The 18,156-nt window shown below is 68.4% G+C and carries 19 protein-coding genes; 5 read left to right on the top strand and 14 right to left on the bottom strand.

What is annotated here, in order from left to right:
- Nucleotides 1-53: 53 nt before the first annotated feature.
- The 4 genes from AAC997_RS07650 to rfbC all read right to left on the bottom strand — a co-directional run bounded on the left by AAC997_RS07650 (nucleotide 54) and on the right by rfbC (nucleotide 3,510).
- A complete protein-coding gene (locus tag AAC997_RS07650) occupies nucleotides 54-1,364 on the bottom strand; it encodes an amidohydrolase family protein (RefSeq protein ID WP_340645100.1) in 1,311 nt (436 codons plus the stop codon).
- 53 nt (nucleotides 1,365-1,417) lie between these two features.
- Nucleotides 1,418-2,002 (bottom strand): DedA family protein, encoded by a 585-nt coding sequence (locus tag AAC997_RS07645; RefSeq protein ID WP_340645099.1) that lies wholly within the window; start codon nucleotides 2,000-2,002, stop codon nucleotides 1,418-1,420.
- A 117-nt stretch (nucleotides 2,003-2,119) separates the two neighbouring features.
- The gene (locus AAC997_RS07640; RefSeq protein WP_340645098.1) at nucleotides 2,120-2,956 is read right to left on the bottom strand and encodes an acyl-CoA thioesterase II; all 837 of its coding nucleotides are present in this window, start codon (nucleotides 2,954-2,956) and stop codon (nucleotides 2,120-2,122) included.
- Nucleotides 2,956-3,510, bottom strand: coding sequence for a dTDP-4-dehydrorhamnose 3,5-epimerase (rfbC, locus tag AAC997_RS07635; RefSeq protein WP_340645097.1), 555 nt, complete (start codon nucleotides 3,508-3,510; stop codon nucleotides 2,956-2,958). The genes AAC997_RS07640 and rfbC overlap by 1 nt, the downstream gene beginning before the upstream one ends.
- 61 nt (nucleotides 3,511-3,571) lie before the next feature.
- On the opposite strand from rfbC, the gene AAC997_RS07630 reads away from it, so the two are divergent.
- Nucleotides 3,572-4,555 (top strand): glycosyltransferase family 2 protein, encoded by a 984-nt coding sequence (locus tag AAC997_RS07630; protein ID WP_340645096.1) that lies wholly within the window; start codon nucleotides 3,572-3,574, stop codon nucleotides 4,553-4,555.
- Here the strand turns inward: AAC997_RS07630 and argE are convergent.
- Nucleotides 4,552-5,721, bottom strand: coding sequence for an acetylornithine deacetylase (argE, locus tag AAC997_RS07625; protein WP_340645095.1), 1,170 nt, complete (start codon nucleotides 5,719-5,721; stop codon nucleotides 4,552-4,554). The two genes, AAC997_RS07630 and argE, sit on opposite strands and share 4 nt — an antisense overlap.
- Nucleotides 5,722-5,839: 118 nt before the next feature.
- Here argE and purU point away from each other — a divergent pair, with 118 nt between their 5' ends.
- Nucleotides 5,840-6,679: a formyltetrahydrofolate deformylase gene (gene purU, locus AAC997_RS07620; protein WP_340645094.1), complete on the top strand. Its 840-nt coding sequence runs from the start codon at nucleotides 5,840-5,842 to the stop codon at nucleotides 6,677-6,679.
- A 6-nt stretch (nucleotides 6,680-6,685) separates the two neighbouring features.
- Here the strand turns inward: purU and AAC997_RS07615 are convergent, their stop codons facing one another.
- The 4 genes from AAC997_RS07615 to AAC997_RS07600 form a co-directional block, all read right to left on the bottom strand.
- Nucleotides 6,686-7,762 (bottom strand): phosphotransferase, encoded by a 1,077-nt coding sequence (locus AAC997_RS07615; protein ID WP_340645093.1) that lies wholly within the window; start codon nucleotides 7,760-7,762, stop codon nucleotides 6,686-6,688.
- Complete coding sequence (locus tag AAC997_RS07610) at nucleotides 7,759-8,109, bottom strand: nuclear transport factor 2 family protein (RefSeq protein WP_340645092.1); 351 nt, start codon at nucleotides 8,107-8,109, stop codon at nucleotides 7,759-7,761. The genes AAC997_RS07615 and AAC997_RS07610 overlap by 4 nt, the downstream gene beginning before the upstream one ends.
- Complete coding sequence (locus tag AAC997_RS07605) at nucleotides 8,109-9,341, bottom strand: FAD-dependent monooxygenase (protein ID WP_340645091.1); 1,233 nt, start codon at nucleotides 9,339-9,341, stop codon at nucleotides 8,109-8,111. The genes AAC997_RS07610 and AAC997_RS07605 overlap by 1 nt, the downstream gene beginning before the upstream one ends.
- Nucleotides 9,342-9,408: 67 nt before the next feature.
- Nucleotides 9,409-9,702 carry a DUF1294 domain-containing protein gene (locus AAC997_RS07600; protein WP_340645090.1) on the bottom strand — a complete coding sequence of 98 codons (294 nt, stop codon included), beginning with the start codon at nucleotides 9,700-9,702 and terminating at the stop codon, nucleotides 9,409-9,411.
- Nucleotides 9,703-9,794: 92 nt separating this feature from the next.
- On the opposite strand from AAC997_RS07600, the gene AAC997_RS07595 reads away from it, so the two are divergent.
- Nucleotides 9,795-10,883, top strand: a complete 1,089-nt coding sequence (locus tag AAC997_RS07595) for a hypothetical protein (RefSeq protein ID WP_340645089.1) — start codon at nucleotides 9,795-9,797, stop codon at nucleotides 10,881-10,883.
- An 11-nt stretch (nucleotides 10,884-10,894) separates the two neighbouring features.
- On the opposite strand, the gene AAC997_RS07590 is transcribed toward AAC997_RS07595, so the two are convergent.
- The 5 genes from AAC997_RS07590 to AAC997_RS07570 form a co-directional block, all read right to left on the bottom strand.
- A complete protein-coding gene (locus AAC997_RS07590) occupies nucleotides 10,895-11,386 on the bottom strand; it encodes an FKBP-type peptidyl-prolyl cis-trans isomerase (RefSeq protein ID WP_340645088.1) in 492 nt (163 codons plus the stop codon).
- Between the two features lie 72 nt (nucleotides 11,387-11,458).
- Nucleotides 11,459-12,661: a threonine ammonia-lyase gene (locus tag AAC997_RS07585; protein WP_340645087.1), complete on the bottom strand. Its 1,203-nt coding sequence runs from the start codon at nucleotides 12,659-12,661 to the stop codon at nucleotides 11,459-11,461.
- 49 nt (nucleotides 12,662-12,710) lie between these two features.
- On the bottom strand, nucleotides 12,711-13,802 hold the full coding sequence (locus AAC997_RS07580) for a GNAT family N-acetyltransferase (RefSeq protein ID WP_340645086.1): 1,092 nt from the start codon (nucleotides 13,800-13,802) through the stop codon (nucleotides 12,711-12,713).
- A 115-nt stretch (nucleotides 13,803-13,917) separates the two neighbouring features.
- Nucleotides 13,918-14,985, bottom strand: a complete 1,068-nt coding sequence (locus AAC997_RS07575) for a sugar phosphate nucleotidyltransferase (RefSeq protein WP_340645085.1) — start codon at nucleotides 14,983-14,985, stop codon at nucleotides 13,918-13,920.
- Nucleotides 14,986-14,997: 12 nt separating this feature from the next.
- Nucleotides 14,998-16,827 (bottom strand): dipeptide ABC transporter ATP-binding protein, encoded by a 1,830-nt coding sequence (locus AAC997_RS07570; RefSeq protein WP_340645084.1) that lies wholly within the window; start codon nucleotides 16,825-16,827, stop codon nucleotides 14,998-15,000.
- A gap of 128 nt (nucleotides 16,828-16,955) precedes the next feature.
- Here AAC997_RS07570 and AAC997_RS07565 point away from each other — a divergent pair, with 128 nt between their 5' ends.
- Nucleotides 16,956-17,477, top strand: a complete 522-nt coding sequence (locus AAC997_RS07565) for an HAD family hydrolase (protein ID WP_340645083.1) — start codon at nucleotides 16,956-16,958, stop codon at nucleotides 17,475-17,477.
- A partial coding sequence (locus AAC997_RS07560; RefSeq protein WP_340645082.1) for an ABC transporter ATP-binding protein occupies nucleotides 17,474-18,156 on the top strand: 683 nt, incomplete at its 3' end. The genes AAC997_RS07565 and AAC997_RS07560, both read left to right, overlap by 4 nt.

The following is an 18,156-nucleotide window of genomic DNA, read 5'->3' as shown; positions in this document are numbered from 1 at the left end:
ACTCGGGTCCTGACTTACGATCTGGCTCCCGGCCTTCGCCGGGGCGAGCGGATCTATTGCGCGACAGCCTTGCCGTCGGCCTTGTAGACGATCCCGCCCTTCATCACGAAGCCGACGGTCTCCAGGGTGGTGACGTCGGCCAAGGGATCGCCGCTGACGGCGATGAGGTCGGCGTAGCGGCCGGTCTGGACAGCGCCGATGTTCCTGTCGCCGATCAGCTCGGCCGCGCTGGAGGTGGCCGCGATGATGGCGTCGGCAGGGGTCATGCCGGCCTTGACCATCAGGGCGAACTCCTGAGCGTTCTCGCCGTGGGCGGACATGCCGAAGGTGTCGGTGCCGAACGCGATCTTCACCCCGGCGGCATAGGCGTCGTGCAGGTTCTTGACCATGACCGGCACCACCATCAGGGCCTTCTGGGCGGTGGACGGGTTGAGCTGTTCGGGATGGGTCTTGGCCCGGTCGTAGACCTTGGCGCCCACCAGCATGGTGGGGACGAAATAGGTCCCGTGGGCCTTCATGATCCTGTAGCTCTCGGCGTCGGCGAAGGAGCCGTGCTCGACGGAGTCGACGCCGAGGGCCGAGGCTTTGTCGATGGCCAGCTTGCCATGGGCGTGGGCGGCCACCTTCATGCCCAGCGCGTGGGCCGCGTCGACCACCGCCTTGATCTCGTCGTCCGCCATCATCTGATGCTTGGGGTCGTCGCCGATGGACATGACCCCGCCCGAAGGCATGATCTTGATCAGGTCGACGCCCTGGCGGTGCAGGATGCGGACGGCCCGCCGGGCGGACTCCGGGCTGTCCACCAGGTTGTCCTTCCAGTGGGGGTGGTCGAGATCCGGATCCAGGCCGTTGGCCGCGTCGCCGTGACCGCCCGTCGGCCCGATCGCGCCGCCGGAAGTCCAGATGCGGGGCCCGGGGATCGTGCCGGCCTTGACCGCCTTCTTCAGGGCCACCACCACCCCCGTCTCGCCGCCCACATCGCGCACCGAGGTGAACCCGGCCAGCAGGGTGGCCCGCGCGTAGCCGACCGCCTCGATGGTCACGTCATAGGGGGTCAGGGTCACCGCGTTGCGGATCGGGTCGCCCTTGTGGAAGCCGGCGGTGATGTGGTCATGGGTGTCGATGAGGCCGGGCAGAACCGTGCCACCCTTCAGATCGATGACCTCGGCCCCGGTCGGGGTGACATAGCCCGGCTGCACGCCGATGATGCGATCGTCCGTGATCAGGATTGAGACTTCCGCGCGGGAGGTCTTGGAAACCCCGTCGATCAGCCGCCCGGCATGGATGACAATATCCTTGGCATAGGCGGGCGCGCCCGCCAGCAGGGCCGCAGCCGCCACACTCACCAGCCAACCGATACGCATGAGACCCCCCGCGAAAACCTGGGGGTGAAGCTATCCAGCCCGCCGCGCCAGGGCTAGCGGGAGAAACGCATCTTCAGACGCGGCCAGGCCCATTTGACCAGATGGAAGACCGCCACGATCCCCGCCAGGATCACGGCGGCTATGGTCAGGCGGTGCTCCGTGCCCTTGAAGCGACCGAAGGTCGCCTCGATGGTCTCGCCGAACCAGTAGCCGATAGCGGTGAACACGACGGCCCAGACGATGGCCGAAGCGATGTTGAGCACGGTGAAGGCCAGCGTCCCGACCTGCGAAACCCCGATCGCGATGGGGCTGACCATCCGCAGGCCGAACAGGTAGCGGAAAGCGAAGATGTAGCTGATCGGGAACCGCTCGATGAACTGCAGGGCCTTGGCGAAGCCCCTGGTCTGCGCCGCGCGGATCACGAACTTGGCGCCGCGAAAGCGACGGCCGGCCAGGAACAGGCCGTGGTCGATCAAGGCCGAGCCCAACGCGGCGGCCGTGAGCGTGAGCCACAGGGGAATCAGGCCCTGGTGGGCCAGGAATCCTCCGGCGATCACGGCGGCTTGCCCCTCGAAGGCCGCGCCGAGGAAGACGGCGAGGGGCCCGTAGGTCACAAGGGCGTTGTGCAGGTCGCCCATGGGCGGTGTCTTTCGCGTCTAGATCACGATGCGATCAGACGGAATCGTCTGATCGCATCGTGATCTAATTTCAAAAACCTAGAGCCGGATTCAGGCTTCGAGAGAAGCCATCCGGCTCTAGCGGAAGCGGATCAGGGCTTCCTGGGTGGCCGACGCCACCAACGCGCCGTCGGGCCCATAGATCGATCCGCGATTGAAACCGCGTCCGCCCGAGGCCGAGGGGCTGTCCTGCACATAGAGGTGCCACTGTGAGAAGTCGCTGGCCTTGTGGAACCACAGCGCGTGGTCGAGGCTGGCCACCTGCAGGCGCCCGGAATCCCAGTTCACCGCGTGGGGCCGCAGGGACACGTCCAGAAGGGTCATGTCGGTGCCGTAGGCCAGGGCGCACTGGTTGAGGATCACGTCGTCCCCCAGCGACACCCGGGCGCGGAACCAGCACATGTCGAGGGGCGGCAGGGCCAGGGTCTGGCCATGCTCCTGCGGGTCGCAGGGGCGGACCTCGACGGGCCAGATGCGGCGGCTGGCGGGATCCAGGCCCGCCTTGGCGCGCAGCTCCTCCTCGTTCAACAAGGTGTCCGGCGCGGGCGCGGCGGGCATGTCGAACTGGTGCTCGAACCCCGCCTCCGGCGTCTGGAAGGAGGCGGCCAGGTTGAAGATCTGCTTGCCGTTCTGCAGGGCCACGACCCGGCGCACGGCGAAGGAGCCGCCATCGCGCACCCGCTCGACCTGGAACAGGATCGGTGTCTTGGGGTCGCCCGGCCGCATGAAGTAGCCGTGCATGGAGTGGCACAGGCGACCGTCGTCGATGGTGCGATAGGCCGCGGCCATGGCCTGGGCCACCACCTGGCCGCCATAGATGCGGCTGCCGGCGCCGGCCGGGGTCTGGGCGCGGAACATATCCAGCTCGATGGGTTCGAGCTCCAGGATGGAGGCCAGTTCGCTGACTTCGGCCATCAGAAGTCCACCCGCGCCAGATCCTTCAGGCGGGGCGCGGCCTTGTCTTTGTCCGACAGCACCGATCCGGCGAAGTCCGGCCAGTCGATGGCAAGGTCCGGATCGTTCCACAGCACCGCGCCCTCGGTCTGCGGCGCATAGAGGCCGTCCACCTTGTAGGCGAGCTCGGTATCGGGCTCGAGCGTGCAGTAGCCGTGGGCGAAGCCGCGCGGCACCAGCAGCTGCTCGCCGCCCGCCGCCGTCAGGGTGGCTGAAACCCACTGGCCGTAGGTGGCCGAGCCCGGGCGGATATCCACAGCGACGTCCAGGATCGAACCGCGCAGGACGCGCAACAGCTTGGCCTGGGGGTGAGGGGCCGCCTGGAAGTGCAGGCCGCGCACGGTGCCCGCCTCGCCACTGAAGGCGTGGTTGTCCTGAACGAAGTCGATGTCCAACCCATGCTCGGCGAAGGCGCGCCGGCTCCAGGTCTCCATGAACCAGCCTCGCGCATCGCCATGGCGCTTGGGCGTGATAAGCAGGACGTCGGGCAGGGCGAGGGGCGTAATCGTCGTCATGGCGCCTCAGTTGGACGGAGTGACGCTTGCGATGGCGCGGCTTGGCGCGAAAGACAAGTCTTTGACGCCCGCCGTCAGCATTGTCGTGGTCGCCTATCAGAGCGGGCGCCACCTGGAAACCTGCCTCGCGGCCCTGGCGGCCCAAGGGTTCGACGACCACGAGATCATCCTGCTCGACAACGCCTCCAGCGACGGTGCGCCACAGGCGGCGGCGGGCGCCCACCCGGGGGTCCGTTTCGTGGAGGCGGGCTCGAACCTGGGCTTCGCCGCCGGGGTCAATCGCGCCGCCAAGCTCGCCACCGGCCGGTGGATGGCCCTGATCAATCCCGACGCCTTCGCCGACCCGGACTGGCTGGCGACCCTGATGGCGGCGACGAAGACCTGGCCTCAGGTGAAGTGTTTCTCGTCGCGCCAGCTGATGGCCGACGACCCGACCCGCCTGGACGGCCTCGGCGATGTGATGTCCGGGGCGGGCTTCCCTTTCCGAGGCGGCTATACGGGCCGCGATCCTGGGCCTGTGCCCCCCGGCGAGGTGTTCTCGGCCTGCGGCGGGGCGATGCTGGTGGACCGGGACTTCTTCCTGAAACTGGGAGGCTTCGACGAGCGGCTGTTCTGCTACTGCGAGGACGTCGACTTCGGCTACCGGATGCGGTTGATCGGCGAGCCGACGATCGTGGTGCCGAGCGCAGTCGTGCGGCACGTGGGCTCCACCGCCTCGGGCGGACCCCGCTCGGAGTTCGCGGTGTTCCACGGCACCCGCAACCGGCTGTGGGTCTATCTGAAGAACACGCCGGGCCCGCTGCTGTGGTTGAGCCTGCCTCTGCACGTCCTCACCACCGCCCTGCTGTTCCTGCGCCACGCCGACCGCCACGAGTTCAAGGCGCCGTGGCGCGGCCTGATGGCGGGAATCTCCGGTTTGGACGTGGCCCTCGCCGCGCGCCGCGAGACCCAGGCGACGCGGACCGTCGGGTCCTGGGCCATAGCGCGCGCGATGACCTGGAATCCGTTCGACCTGTTCCTGCGTCGGGTGGTGATAAGGCGCTAGGCTCCCGCCCTGGCCCAGTCCACCAGTCGCTCCATGAACGCCGCGCCGCGCTCCATCTGGACGGCCTCGACATATTCGTTGGGCTGGTGGGCCTGGTCGATGGAGCCGGGGCCGCAGATGACGGTGGAGAATCCCGCCTGCTGGAACTGGCCGGCCTCGGTGGCGAAGGCCACCACACGGGGCGGACCGTTGTCGCCGGTCAGGCGGCGCGCGAAGACCTCGGCCGCGCCGTCGGGCTCGGGGGCCAGCGGCGGCGTGAAGGAGCGGCGCTCGACCTTGACGCCAGCCAGAGGGAAGCGGGCCTTCAGGGCGGCGTCCAGCGCCGCGCACTGGGCCAGGAAGGGCGCCAGCAGGGCCTCGGGGTCTAGGCCGGCGGCATAGCGCAGATCAAACTGGAAGGCGCACTCCCGCGCCAGGATATTGCCTGCCGTGCCGCCGTGCACGAGGCCGATGGTCATCGTCGCGTGCTTTGGGGTGAACAGGGAGGCGGGATCGGCCTCGCGCTCCAGCCTGGCCGCCAGGTCCCGTATCGTCGCCAGCAGCGGCACAGCCTCCATGACCGCAGAGATCCCCAACTGGGTCTGGCTCGAGTGGGCCTCGTGGCCGTTGACGGTCACCAGGTGGTTGATGATGCCCTTGTGGCCACGCACGGCCTCCATGTTGGTGGGTTCGCCCACCACGACGAGGGCCGGCGTCGGCAGCTCCTTGCCGATCAGACGGATCAGGTCGGGGGCGCCCAGGCAGCCGATCTCCTCGTCATAGGAAAAGGCCAGGTGCACAGGCTTCTTCGGACCTGCCGCCACCAGGTCGGGCACGGCGGCGAGCGCCAGAGCCAGGAACCCCTTCATGTCGCAGGTCCCGCGCCCATAGATGCGACCATCGTCCTTTGGCGTCAGGGTGAAGGGGTCGGTGACCCAGGGCTGGCCGTCCACCGGCACCACGTCGGTATGACCCGACAGCACGACACCGCCCTCGATCATCGGGCCGACCGTGGCCAGCAGGTTGGATTTCGTGCCGTCATGGTTGGGCGCGCGGCGGTGGGGGACGCCATGGTCGTCCAGATAGGCCTCAACCCATTCAATGAGGGCGAGGTTGGAGAGCCGCGACGTCGTGTCGAAGGCCACCAGGGTGGAGAGGATGTCGAGGGCGCGGGCTGTCAGGGTCATGGGTCACCCTAGCCCTGGGCGCGGGCCGGCTCCACCCGCCAACCGGCGCAACTGTTGGTGAGACTCCAAACTGTTCGGAACTTGACGTCCGGCCCCTGATCGAGCCTTAGGCGATACCATGATCCTGACTCTCGCCTGTCCCGACCGCCCCGGCATCGTCGCCCGTGTCTCGGCCTTCCTGTTCGAGCGCGGCTGCAACATCCTCGACGCCCAGCAGTTCGACGACGAGGAAACCGGCCGCTTCTTCATGCGCGTGGTGTTCGCCGGTGACTTGAGCGCACAAACCCTAAGCGAGGCCTTCGCCCCCCATGCCAGGGAATTCGGCATGGACTGGGCCCTGCGCGATCCCAAGGTGAAGAAGCGGGTGATGATCCTGGCCTCACAGCAGGACCACTGCCTGGCCGACCTGCTTTACCGCTGGCGGCGTAGCGAGCTGCCGATGACCCTGGCGGCGGTGGTCTCCAATCACGCCGCCGACACCTATGCGCACCTCGATCTCTCCGGCGTGCCGTTCCACCACCTGCCGGTGACCCGCGACACCAAGATGGAGCAGGAGGCCGCGCTCTGGCGGCTGATCCAGGAGACTGACACAGAGCTGGTGGTGCTCGCCCGCTACATGCAGGTGCTGTCCGACGGTCTGGCCACCAAGCTGGAGGGCCGCTGCATCAATATCCACCACTCCTTCCTGCCCGGCTTCAAGGGCGCCCGGCCCTATCACCAGGCCCACCAGCGCGGCGTGAAGGTGATCGGCGCCACCGCCCACTACGTCACCGCCGACCTCGACGAGGGGCCGATCATCGAACAGGACGTGGAGCGCATCAGCCACCGCGACACCCCGCGCGACCTGATCCGCAAGGGCCGCGACATCGAGCGCCGCGTCCTGGCCCGCGCCGTCCGCTGGCGGCTCGAGGACCGGGTGCTGCTCAATGGGAGCAAGACCGTGGTGTTCACCGACTGAGGGCGCTCAGCCCCTGAGCATCGCCATCGACTCCAGGTCCAACGCCTGGGCGCAATGGCGGCGGGCCATGGTCAGGAACATCTGGTCGCCGCGCTCGGTCTGCTTGGTGCTGACCGAGGCGAAGATGGCGGTGAAGACCCCCTGCAGCAGGTAGTGGCGGTAGGCGGTCCAGGCCTCGTTCCAGTCATAGGCCACGCCATACTTGCGCAAGGCTTCCAGCCATTGCCTCAGCAGGTCCTGCTCGTGCTTTCGGCGGATCTCGGTGGGCAGGCCCGCGCCGATGAAATAGGCCACGTCCAGCACGCCCGGACCCAAGGCCACCGACTGCCAGTCCAGCACCGCCAGGGGCCAGCGGCCGCCCTGGGGATCGAACAGCATGTTGTCGAGCCGGAAGTCGAGATGCTGCAGGGTCGGCGGCGCGGCCGGCCCGGCGTAGAACGCCCCGATATTGTCGGCGAAGTCCTGGCAGACCGCCATGTACTCCGGCTCCAGCCGATCCTCATAGCGAGCGCGGAAGGCGGTGATGATGGCGCCGAACATGGCCGCGATTCCGCCCGCATCAATGGCCGGCCGGTTGAGGAACTCCACCTGCGCCAAGGTCGGGTCGGCCCAGCGAGGGCCGTGCAGGGCCGCAGCCTCCGCCATCGCCACCTCCGCGTCGGCGAGGCCGCAGCCGGTGAGCTGATCGCCACCGCGCGCCGGCCCCATGTCCTCGAGCAGCAGGGTGAAGTCGTGGGTGACGGTATTGATCTCCGCGACGTACGGCCGAGGCGTGCGGATATCCACCGTGTGGGCGATCTCCTGGTAGAAGCGCACCTCGTTCAGATAGAGGCCGATGGTCCCGCCGGTGGCGCGGCTGACCGGATCGGCCGATGGGAACTTGCCCACCACGCTGGCCGGCGCGCCCTCCACCGGCGCGGCGTAGACCAGGTTGAAGCGCACGCTTTCCCCTAGCATGCCGTCCCCCACCTTCTGCGTGGTGAAGGCCTCGACCTTGGCTGCGACACCGGCGCGATTGAGGGCGGCGGTCAGCCATGCGGCGTCGACGGCGTAGGGGTCGGTGACGATGGGAAGGCCGCTCACGCCGCGGCGCCCAGGGTGTGGACATAGACCTCATTGCGGGCGATGCGGTCGCCGTCCATCAGCACCAGATCAAAGCCGCGCAGGGCCGGCGTTGGCGCATCGCCGATGGTGCAGTACCAGCGTCCGCAGAAGCCGCCCCTGATCTCCCAGATCTCCTCGGCCTCGTAGCGCATGGGCGGGGTCATGCCGAACAGGCCCGTCAGGTAGGCGCCCAGCGCCTGATGGCCCTGGATGCCGGCGGCGGTCTGCTGGTCGAAATAGAGGGTGTCGGGGGTGTAGAAGCCGAGCAGCGCCTCGACGTCCTTGGCGGTCCAGGCGGCCAGCCAGCGGCGATTGAAGTCTTCCATCAGGCCTCTCCCAGGACGCGGGCGCGGTGCTCGGGGGTGAAGATCTCGGGCGGCAGGACCTCGGGCCCGGCCATCACCGCGAAGCTGTGGGCGCGCAGGGAGGCGTCCTGGCTGGCGCGTTCGTGCAGGCTGTCGCGCCGGGCCCGCGCGGTATCGCCGAACTCCGCCTCCAGGACCGAGACGATGCCGGCGGTGAACCGCAGGCGGCGCATCCGCTCGGCGCGTTCCTCGCCGTAGGGGGTGAAGTCGGCCTTCGACCCGTCAGCCTCCGCCTTCAGGATGTCGGTGACGATGCGGACGTCGCGATAGGTGATGGAGAGGCCCAGACCGATGATCGGGTCGTTCCAGCCGCCGGCGTCGCCCACCAGCACCGCGCCGGGCGCATAGGGCTCATCGGTCCAGGCGTCGTTGTTGAAATAGGACAGCAATGGCCCTACGGGTTTGGCGTCCGCCAGGTGGACGTTGTCGGGGGAGCATTCCACGCGGAAGGCCTCAAGGAAGGCCTTGGCGCCCTCCGGCCCCGCGAACCGACGCCGTTGATCCAGAGCGTAACTGCCGTAGAGCCGCACCCTGCCCGCCCCTTGCGGGAAGGCCAGGAAGGAGAAATCACCTTCCACCCCGATGGCCTGGACCTTGTCGTCCCACCCGGGCGCGCCGTCCACCAGCAGGCCGGCGAACATGTGGTGCGGCGTATCCTGGTGCAGCGGAATGCCCAGGGTCTCGCGGACCATGGAGGCGCGGCCATCGGCGCCCACCAGCAGGCGGGCCGTGGCGGTGGTTTCCTGTCCGTCATGGTGGAAGGTGACGGTGGGGGCGGCCCCTCCCGCCACCGAGACCACCTGGACCCCACGACGGGCGTCGGCGCCCCGGCGGACGGCCTCGTCGAACAGGGTCTGGCAGTGGTGCGGGTGGCCCAGGCAGAGTGGCCCCGGCACGCCGGGCGCGAAGATGCCGAGCGGCGCCGGCGTGGACCGCGCCGCCTCCGGCGCGCGGTTCTCGTCGTAGGAGATGTGGGTCTCGATGTGGTGGCCGCCGGCCCCCACCAGCAGGTCGTAGAGCCCCAGGCGCTTGACCTCGGTGACGCCCCAGGGCGCGATCCACTCGCCGCGCACCTTGTCCTCATAGACCTCGGAGGCTTCCAGCATCAGGACCCTGGCGCCGGCCTGCGCCATCACGGCCGACAGCGCGCAACCGCCGATTCCGCCGCCGACAACGATCAGATCGTAGTCCATCCGCGCCATCCGTCCCGTGGCCGGCGCTCTGACGGCGCGGCTCCGAGGGCGATCTCAGCAGGGTTCCTTAGGGTATGACAAGGGCGTGACGAACCGCGATCACGGCGAGGACCACCAGGAGGGCGGCCTGGCCCAGCACGATCAGGTTCAGCTCGCCCGCGAAGGGCTGTTTGCGGGTCTTGTGGCGCAGCAGGCGCTGGGCGCTCACCGCCCCCAGGCCGCCGCCCAAGGCCGCCAGACCCAGCAGGGCGCGCTCCGGCGTGCGGCGGCGGCCGGCGGCGGCGGCGCGCTTGTCGGCGGCGAACACCGCGAAGGTCATCAGGTTGATGACGGCCAGATAGAGGAGAACATAGCTCAGCACGCCGCCACCCTGCCCCCACAGCCTTAGCGTTTCGTTCACCAGGGCCTAAGCATTGCGCGCCATTGTCTCCGCAAAGCTGGGCGGAGGGCGCCATGTCGATCACTGTTGGCGAGACGCTGGCGGCCCAGGCCGCCGCCGCGCCGCGACGCTATCTGTGGGGTCCCGCCGCCGATTTCCTGCTGTTGGGGGGCGGCTCACTGCTGGCCTTCCCGATCCTGCTGCTGCTGCCGGCGGACCGGGTGGCCGCGCCGCTGGCGGCGGTGATGTGGATGCTGATCAACATCCTCAACCATCCGCACTTCGCCCATTCCTACCAGATCTTCTACCGGGACTTCGGGGCCAAGGCCTTGAGCGGAACCCATGCCCCGGTCCTGCGCGGCCGCTACATCTTCGCCGGCATCGTCGTGCCGCTGGTGCTGGCGGCCTATCTCGGCGCCGCCCTGATGAGCGCCGATACGCGCCTGCTGGGCTTCGGCGGCAACCTGATGGCCTTCTTCGTGGGCTGGCACTACGTCAAGCAGGGCTACGGCATGCTGATGGTGGATGCGGCCCTGAAAAAGAGCTTCTTCACCGCGATCCAGAAGCAGGTGTTCCTGGTCAACGCCTATGTGGTGTGGGTCTTCTCCTGGCTGAACGCCAATCACCAGGTGAAGGTGACCCACCTCTGGGGCCTCGACTACTACGCCCTGCCCGTGCCCGCGCCGGTGCTGATGATCGCGGGGCTCGCCGCCGCCTTGACCACGGCGGCGACGCTGGTGGTGATGGGCCGGGCCTGGAAGCGCCTGCCCTGGAACGGAGCGGTGGCCTACGCCGTCAGCCTGTACACCTGGCTGGTGTTCATGCGGATCAATCCACTGTGGCTGCTGGTGATCCCGGCCTTCCACTCGCTGCAGTATCTGGCCGTCGTCTGGCGCTACCAGGGCAGCGTCGAGCGCGCCAAGCCGGGAAACTGGAAGCGCGGCATGGCGGTGTTCGTAGCGTCAGGCCTGGCGCTGGGCTTCATCGGCTTCTGGGGCCTGCCCAACCTGTTGGACACCCTGATCCCCTACGACCACGCTGTGTTCGGGGCCACCGCCTGCCTGTTCTCGGTGTGGATCTTCATCAACATCCACCACTTCTTCCTGGACAACGTCATGTGGCGCCGGGAGAACCCCGACACCCGCACGCACCTGTTCAGCTAGAAAATTGGCGGTCAGCCCTGGCCGATCGAGCCGGGGCCGGGCAGGACGCCGATCAGTTCAATCTTGAAGATCAGTACGCTGTTGCCGGGGATCTCGCCGCCGCCCGCGCCTTCTTCGCCATAGCCCAGTTCCGGCGGCACATAGAGCATCCAGACATCCCCCGGCCGCATCAGCTGCAGGGCTTCGATCCAGGCCGGGATCAGGGCGTCGATGGGCATGGCGGCCGGCGCGCCGCGCTCGTAGGACGAGTCGAACACCTTGCCGTCCAGCAGCTTGCCTTCGTAGTGGACCTTCACCTCGTCGCCGTTGTGAGGTTTGGCGCCCGTGGCCGGCCCCGACTGGATGATCTTGTACTGCAGGCCCGACGGCAGGGTGACGATCCCCGCCGCCTTGCCGTTGGTGGCCAGGAACGTCTTGGCCGCGGCCAGGTTGTCCGTGGCCTTCTGGTCTGGACCACAGGCCGCCAGCATCACCAGGGCCAGGGCGAGGACGATACGCTTCATCAGCTAGCTACTTCCTTTTTTTGGTCGCGCGACGGGCGCCGGAACTGGTGTCCACTTCCGGCTGTCACGCTCCTAAACGGCGCGGGGCGGGTAACCACTCTCGCGCAGGGCTTCCATGATTTCCTGGGTATGCTGAGCGTCGCGGGTCTCGATCATGATGTCGAACTCCGCGCCCTTGGCGGGCACGTCGAGGGCCAGGCGGTTGTGGGCGACCTCGACGATGTTGGCGCCCATGGCGCCGATCAGGGCCGAGACCGTTCCCAGCAGGCCCGGCCGGTCGTCGCCAATGATGCGCAGGGAGACCAGGCGCTGTTCACGCACCAGCTCGCGGGTCAGGACCGAGGCCAGCAGGCGAGTGTCGATATTGCCGCCGGTGATGATCAGCCCGACCTTCTTGCCGCGGAACTTCTCCGGATAGGCCAGCAGCGCCGCCAAGGAAGCCGCGCCGGCGCCCTCGACCACCGTCTTCTCGACATTGCAATAGAGCGCGATGGCCCGCTCGAAATAGGGCTCCTCGATCAGCAGCACGTCGTCGATCAGCGGCCGGGCGATGGAATAGCTCTCCTCGCCCACCGTCTTGACCGCGATACCTTCGGCGATGGTGGCCCCGCCCGCGGCCGCGCCGACGCCGCGCATCTTGGCGGTGAAGGAGGGGTACATGGCCGGTTCGACGCCGTAGATTTCGACCTTGGCGTTGAGCGACTTCGCCACCGTGGCGCAGCCGGCGATCAGCCCGCCGCCGCCGATGGGGATCGGCAGCACTTCCAGGTCCGGCACATCCTCGAACATCTCCAGGGCCACGGTGCCCTGGCCGGCCATCACCTTCACGTCGTTGAAGGGGTGGACGAAAACCAGCTCCCGCTCGGCGCACAGCGTCTTGGCCAGAGCCGCGGAGTCGTCATAGGTCTCGCCGTCCAGCACCACCTCTGCCCCGAAGGCCCTGGTCTGCTGCACCTTCACGAAGGGGGTGTTGCGGGGCATGACGATGGTGACCGGCACCCCGAGGCGGGCGGCGTGATAGGCTAGGCCCTGGCTGTGATTGCCGGCGGAGGCGGCGATGACGCCGCGCTTGGCCTCGTTGTCGGAGAGCTGCAGCAGGGTGTTGAGGGCGCCGCGCTCCTTGTAGGCCGCGGTGAACTGCAGGTTCTCGAACTTCACCCAGACTTCAGCCCCGGTAATCTCCGACAGCGTCTTCGAGTGTCGGCAGGGGGTGCGCTCGATGCGCCCCTTCAGCCGCTCGGCAGCCGCGCGGATATCGTCGATGGACAGGGTCATGATCAGGCCAGGGGTGGAAAAGGACGCCACCTCTAACGAGGGCCGGGCCTCAGCGCAAACCGCGCAAGACGTCCACGCGACGCATGGCCTTACCGGGAAGCTCCGACATCTTGCCCAGCGGCAGGGCCTCGGCGGCGGCGCGGACCCCATAGGCGGCGTGGCGGACCAGGGCCGCCGGGGCGACCCCTCCGACGAAGCCATGAGTGACCCAGACCCCGGTATTGGCCAGCTCGCGCTTGAACCGGTAGTCGCCGGGACCCAGGTCGAGGCGCGAATAGGGCGTGGCGTCCATCCAGCGCAGGATGTCCTGGAACAGCAGGATGCCCGGCGAATAGCGCTCGAATTCCGGATCGTGGGCGATCAGCCAGCCGTGCACGGTCTTCTTGCCGTGCAGGTGCAGGTGAACCGCGGCCAGGCGGTCGCCGAAGTGCAGGGTGAAGAGAACCGCGCCGAAGTCGGGGTCGCGACGCTCGAACAGGTCCTGCATCAGCCGCAGGGTCCAGCCGGCGTCGAAGATGTCGGTCTGGCCGGTGGCGTCCAGCTGGGCGCGCTTCCAGGCCACCAGCTGGTCGAAATCGGCCTGGCTGCGGGAGAAGGCTGTGAAGGTCGCGGGACCCACCTCCCGCTCGACCTTGCGGCGCTTCTTGTCTGAGTCCTTCAGGACCGAGGTCCCGGCCTCGCGGCGAGCGGCCTCATAGGCCTCGTAACCCACCTCGACATCCACCACGTGAGACAGCTGCCGGCCCCGCGCGAAGGGCGCGAATTCGGCCTGGTCCTCGATCATGTGGCAGAAGTCGTAGCGCTGGACGCCGAGAGCCTGGACCATCCTTCGCGCATCGATCTTCACGCCCGGCTCGGCCACCAGACCCTGATAGTCGCACATGGGCGCGCCCACCGGCATGGCGGTGAGATGCCCGACCCGAACGGGCAGGAAGGCGACGTCGCGGCCATCCAGGACGGCGACGGCGACGCGGATCTGGCGGGAGGTCTGACGCTGCACGCTCTCGAGGGTGCGGGCCCAATCCGCCGACAGGAAGGGGCTGTCGAGGGTGATGTCGCCGGCCTGCAGCTCCGCCCAGCGGGCCACGCGCTGCGCGGTCATATCCTGCGGGCGGAGGACTTCGATCTGCAAGGCGGCCATCCCCGGCGGCGAAAACGCAACAACAGGACAGGGACCTTAACCACGAAGTCTTTCCGCGAAGTTGCCGGAATTCCCGGAATACAACCTCTGCGGGGCGAGCCGGCTCAACCTCAGACTATAGGAGCTCGCGCCGGCCCCGGGTCTTCAGCGCCTCCACCGCAGCCTTGACGGACGAGGTGGATTCCCGGCGGGTGACCAGGACGACGCCGTTTTCCACCACCACCACCAGGTCGTCGACACCGGCCAGCACCACGACGGGACCGTCCGTGCGAACGATGTTGCCCGTCGAATCCACGGCGAGGGCGTCGCCGTCCAGGGCGTTGCCCTCGCCATCGCGAGCCGAACCTTCCCAGAGGGCGTGCCAGTTACCGACGTCGCTCCAGCCGATGTCGGCGCCCACCACGCTGGCGCGGTTGGTCTTCTCCATGATCGCGGTGTCGATGGCTTCCGACGGCGCGGTGAGGAAGTCGGGGCTGAGCGCGATCACGTCGCCGGGTCGCTGGGCCTTCGCCACGCCCGCCTCGGCGGCCGCGCAGATGGCGGGCGCCAGGCTCCGGCACTCCTCCAGGAAGGCCTTGGCGCTGAACATGAACATGCCGGCGTTCCAGCCATAGTCCGGATCGGCGACAAAGGTCTTGGCGGTTTCCAGGTCCGGCTTCTCGACGAACTGGGCGACCTTGCGCACCGGTCCCTCGCCGGCCCCGGCGCGGATATAGCCGTAAATAGTCTCCGGTCCCGTCGGCTTGAGGCTGAAGATCACCACCTCGCCACCTTGCGCCGCCGCGCGCCCGGCCTCGATGGCGCGATGCATGGTCGGCACGTCGGACACCAGGTTGTCGGCGTGCAGCAGGATGAAGACCCCGTCCGGATCAATCTCGGCGGCCACGGAGGCGGCGGCCACGGAGGCGGCCGCCGTATTGCGCGGGGCGGGCTCGGCGATGAGGGCGCGAGGCTTGATCCCCACCTCGGCGAGCTGATCGCGCGTCAGGTCCACATGGTCCGCGGCGCAGACCACGATCGGCGGATTGAACATCGGTCCGGTCACCCGCAGGGCCGTGGCCTGGATCAGGGTCTCAGCGCCGCCCAGCCGGTGGAACTGTTTGGGCTTGGCCTGGCGCGACAGGGGCCACAGGCGCGTGCCCGCGCCGCCGGACATCAGGATGGGGGTAATTTTGGAGGTCATGGTCCGGCGCGGTCAGGCAGCTTCGACCGGCGGGTCGAATTCCGAGACCAGGTGACCGGGGGCCACCTCCTTCAGCTCGGGCACATAGACCTGGCCGAGGGGGTCGGCGGACAGGCGCGAGGGCAGGAAACGCAGGGCGCTGCGCGGGTCCATGGGGCTCGGCGGCTCCCCCACCAGCTTCAGCCGCTTGCGTGACCGTTCGCGGATCGGATCAGGGATCGGGGCCGCCGACAGCAGGGCCTTGGTATAGGGGTGTTGCGGGTTGGCGTAGAGCTGCTCGCGCTCGGCCTGCTCCATGACCCGGCCCAGATAGAGCACCATCACCCGGTGACTGATCTCGCGGACCACCGCCAGATCGTGGCTGATGAAGATCATCGCCAGGCCCATCTCCTTCTGGAGCTCGATCAGCAGGTCGATGATCTGGGCCCGGATCGAGACATCCAGGGCTGAGACCGCCTCGTCACAGATCACCAGCCTGGGCTTCAGGATCATCGCGCGCGCGATGCCGACCCGTTGGTTCTGGCCGCCGGACAGCTCGTGCGGATAGCGGTTGATCAGGGCCGGCAGCAGCCCGACCTTGGCCATCATCGCCGCCACCTCAGCGTCGCGCTCGTCGCGCTTCAGCTCGGGTTTGAACACCTGCAAGGGCTCGGCGATGGAGTCGCCGATGGTCATGCGCGGGTCGAGGCTGGCCAGCGGGTCCTGGAAGACGATCTGCAGGTCGCGGCGCGCGGCGCGCAGGGCTTCCCTGTCGGCGCCGGTGATGTCGCGGCCCAGCAGGGTGACCGCCCCGCCGGTGGCCGGGATCAGGTTGATGACGGCCCGCGCCAGGGTGGACTTGCCACAGCCGCTTTCGCCCACCACGCCGAGGGTCTCGCCCTCGCGCACCTGGAACGAGACGCCATCCACGGCGCGCAGGTTCCGTTTGGCGCCGAACAGGCCCTCGTGCATCGGGAACCAGACCCTGATGTCCTTGCCCTCGACCACGACGGGGGCGCTGGGCGCGACGGGCGTGAGGGTCGGGCGGCCGCCGCGATCAGAGCGATCCAGACGCGGAATGGCGTCCAGCAGGGCGCGGGTATAGGCATCCTTCGGCGCGGCGAAAATGGCCTCGGCCTCGCCTTCCTCAACATAGGCGCCGTCCTTCATCACGCAGACCCGGTCGGCGAGGCGGGCGATGACCCCCATGTCGTGGGTGATCAACACCATGGCCGTGCCGGTTTCGCGCTTCAACTCGTCCATCAGGTCGAGAATCTCGGCCTGGACGGTGACGTCCAAAGCGGTTGTGGGTTCGTCGGCGATCAGCAGGGCGGGGCCCCCGGCCATGGCCGCGGCGATCATCACCCGCTGGCGCATGCCGCCGGAAAGTTCATGCGGATACTGGCGCAGCCGGCGTTCGGCGTCGGGGATGCGGACCCGGTCCAACCATTCCTTGGCATGCTTGGTGGCGGCGTCCCCGGACATGCCCAGATGCAGACGCAGGGGCTCGGCGATCTGCTCGCCGATGCGGACGTGGGGGGTCAGCGCGGTCAGCGGATCCTGGAAGATCATGGTCATCTTCGAGCCGCGGATCTTGTTCAACGCCGCCGGCTTGAGGTTCAGCAACTCTGTCCCAAGGAACTTGGCCGAGCCCGTGGCCGTCCCGTTGCGGGCCAGCAGGCCCATGAGCGCCATGAAGGTCTGGCTCTTGCCCGATCCGCTTTCGCCCACGACCCCCAGGGTCTCGCCACGGGCGACGTCCAGGGACACGCCCCGCACGGCCCGAACCACCCCGTCATGGGTGGCGAAGTCGACCTTGAGGTCTTTGATGGAGAGAACGGGCGACGCGGATGAAACGGCCAAGGCGACCTCGGAAACCAGGAAGGGACCGGCAACCATAGCCGGGGCGGTGTGTCGGCGAAATGGCGCGTTACGAAAGCTTAAGTCCAGACCCCCGCGACGCCGCGCGGGCTTGGCGCTAGAGTGACCCTGTGAGCGCGCCTGACCAGACCCCCCGCCCCGCCCTGTTCCTCGATCGGGACGGGGTGCTCAATGAAGACCCCGGCTACGTCTATCGCTGGGAGGATTTCGTCTGGATTCCAGGCGCCCGGGAGGCCATCGCCGCCTTCAACGCCGCCGGCTGGTGGGTGTTCGTCGTGACCAACCAATCCGGCGTCGGCCGGGGCTACTACACCGAGGCCGACGTCCAGAAGCTGCACGTCCAGATGAGCGCCGATCTGGCCAAGGCCGACGCCCAGGTCGACGCCTTCTACTACTGCCCGCACCATCCCGATGCGGCGCAGGACATCTACCGCCATCCCGATCCGCCGAACCGCAAACCCAATCCCGGCATGCTGTTGCAGGCGATCGCAGAGTTCCCCGTCGACCTGACCCGCTCCCTGATGGTGGGCGACAAGGACGGCGACGTGGAAGCCGGCCGCCGCGCCGGCGTCCGGGGCCTGAAGTTCAACGGCGGCAACCTGAAGACCTTCCTGGAAGGGGAGCTGAGATGAGCGCCATGATCGAGGTGTCCGGTGTGGTCTACGACTACCCGGCGGCCCGCGCCCTTCACGGGGTGTCCTTCGAGGTCCAGGCCGGGGCGGTGCTCGCCCTGGTGGGACCCAACGGGGCCGGAAAGTCGACCCTGATGCGCTGCATCGCCGCCCTCGACGTCCCCACCGAGGGAACGATCAAGGTGGCGGGCCTCGACGTGGAGGCCGACCCGCGCGGGGTTCACGCCGCCATCGGCTACCTGCCGGACTTCTTCGGCCTCTATGAGGAGCTGTCGGTCCGCAAGGCCCTGACCTACGCCGCCCGTTCGCGGGGCGTGGCCATGTCGGAGACCGCCGCCGCTGTGGAGATGGCGGCCGCCCGCGTGCAGCTCACCGACCGCCTAGAGGCCCGGGCGGGCGAACTATCCCGCGGCCTCAAGCAGCGCCTGGCCATCGCCCAGACCATCGTCCACCAACCCCGCGTGCTGCTGCTGGATGAACCGGCCGCCGGGCTGGATCCTGAGGCGCGCCGCAGCCTGTCGGACCTGATCCTGTCCCTGGCCCGCGACGGCATGACCATCGTGGTCTCCTCCCACATCCTGGCCGAGCTTGAGGACTACTCCACCCAGATGCTGATGATCCGTGACGGCGCGGTGGCCGGATCGGCCGGCTTCCAGCGTGGCGTGGGTCTGGCTGGCAT

It is taken from the genome of Phenylobacterium sp., from assembly GCF_037968635.1.
Taxonomy (GTDB): Bacteria; Pseudomonadota; Alphaproteobacteria; order Caulobacterales; family Caulobacteraceae; genus Phenylobacterium.
The sequence above is the reverse complement of the archived record's forward strand: the minus strand, read 5'-3'. Positions and strand labels throughout refer to the sequence as shown.

Excerpts from the sequence above, each read along its gene's own strand:
- AAC997_RS07650 (WP_340645100.1), bottom strand. The coding sequence starts at position 1,364 with ATGCGTATCGGTTGGCTGGTGAGTGTGGCGGCTGCGGCCCTGCTGGCG.
- AAC997_RS07645 (WP_340645099.1), bottom strand. The coding sequence starts at position 2,002 with ATGGGCGACCTGCACAACGCCCTTGTGACCTACGGGCCCCTCGCCGTC.
- AAC997_RS07640 (WP_340645098.1), bottom strand. The coding sequence starts at position 2,956 with ATGGCCGAAGTCAGCGAACTGGCCTCCATCCTGGAGCTCGAACCCATC.
- rfbC (WP_340645097.1), bottom strand. The coding sequence starts at position 3,510 with ATGACGACGATTACGCCCCTCGCCCTGCCCGACGTCCTGCTTATCACG.
- argE (WP_340645095.1), bottom strand. The coding sequence starts at position 5,721 with ATGACCCTGACAGCCCGCGCCCTCGACATCCTCTCCACCCTGGTGGCC.
- purU (WP_340645094.1), top strand. The coding sequence starts at position 5,840 with ATGATCCTGACTCTCGCCTGTCCCGACCGCCCCGGCATCGTCGCCCGT.
- AAC997_RS07610 (WP_340645092.1), bottom strand. The coding sequence starts at position 8,109 with ATGGAAGACTTCAATCGCCGCTGGCTGGCCGCCTGGACCGCCAAGGAC.
- AAC997_RS07605 (WP_340645091.1), bottom strand. The coding sequence starts at position 9,341 with ATGGACTACGATCTGATCGTTGTCGGCGGCGGAATCGGCGGTTGCGCG.
- AAC997_RS07595 (WP_340645089.1), top strand. The coding sequence starts at position 9,795 with ATGTCGATCACTGTTGGCGAGACGCTGGCGGCCCAGGCCGCCGCCGCG.
- AAC997_RS07590 (WP_340645088.1), bottom strand. The coding sequence starts at position 11,386 with ATGAAGCGTATCGTCCTCGCCCTGGCCCTGGTGATGCTGGCGGCCTGT.
- AAC997_RS07585 (WP_340645087.1), bottom strand. The coding sequence starts at position 12,661 with ATGACCCTGTCCATCGACGATATCCGCGCGGCTGCCGAGCGGCTGAAG.
- AAC997_RS07580 (WP_340645086.1), bottom strand. The coding sequence starts at position 13,802 with ATGGCCGCCTTGCAGATCGAAGTCCTCCGCCCGCAGGATATGACCGCG.
- AAC997_RS07575 (WP_340645085.1), bottom strand. The coding sequence starts at position 14,985 with ATGACCTCCAAAATTACCCCCATCCTGATGTCCGGCGGCGCGGGCACG.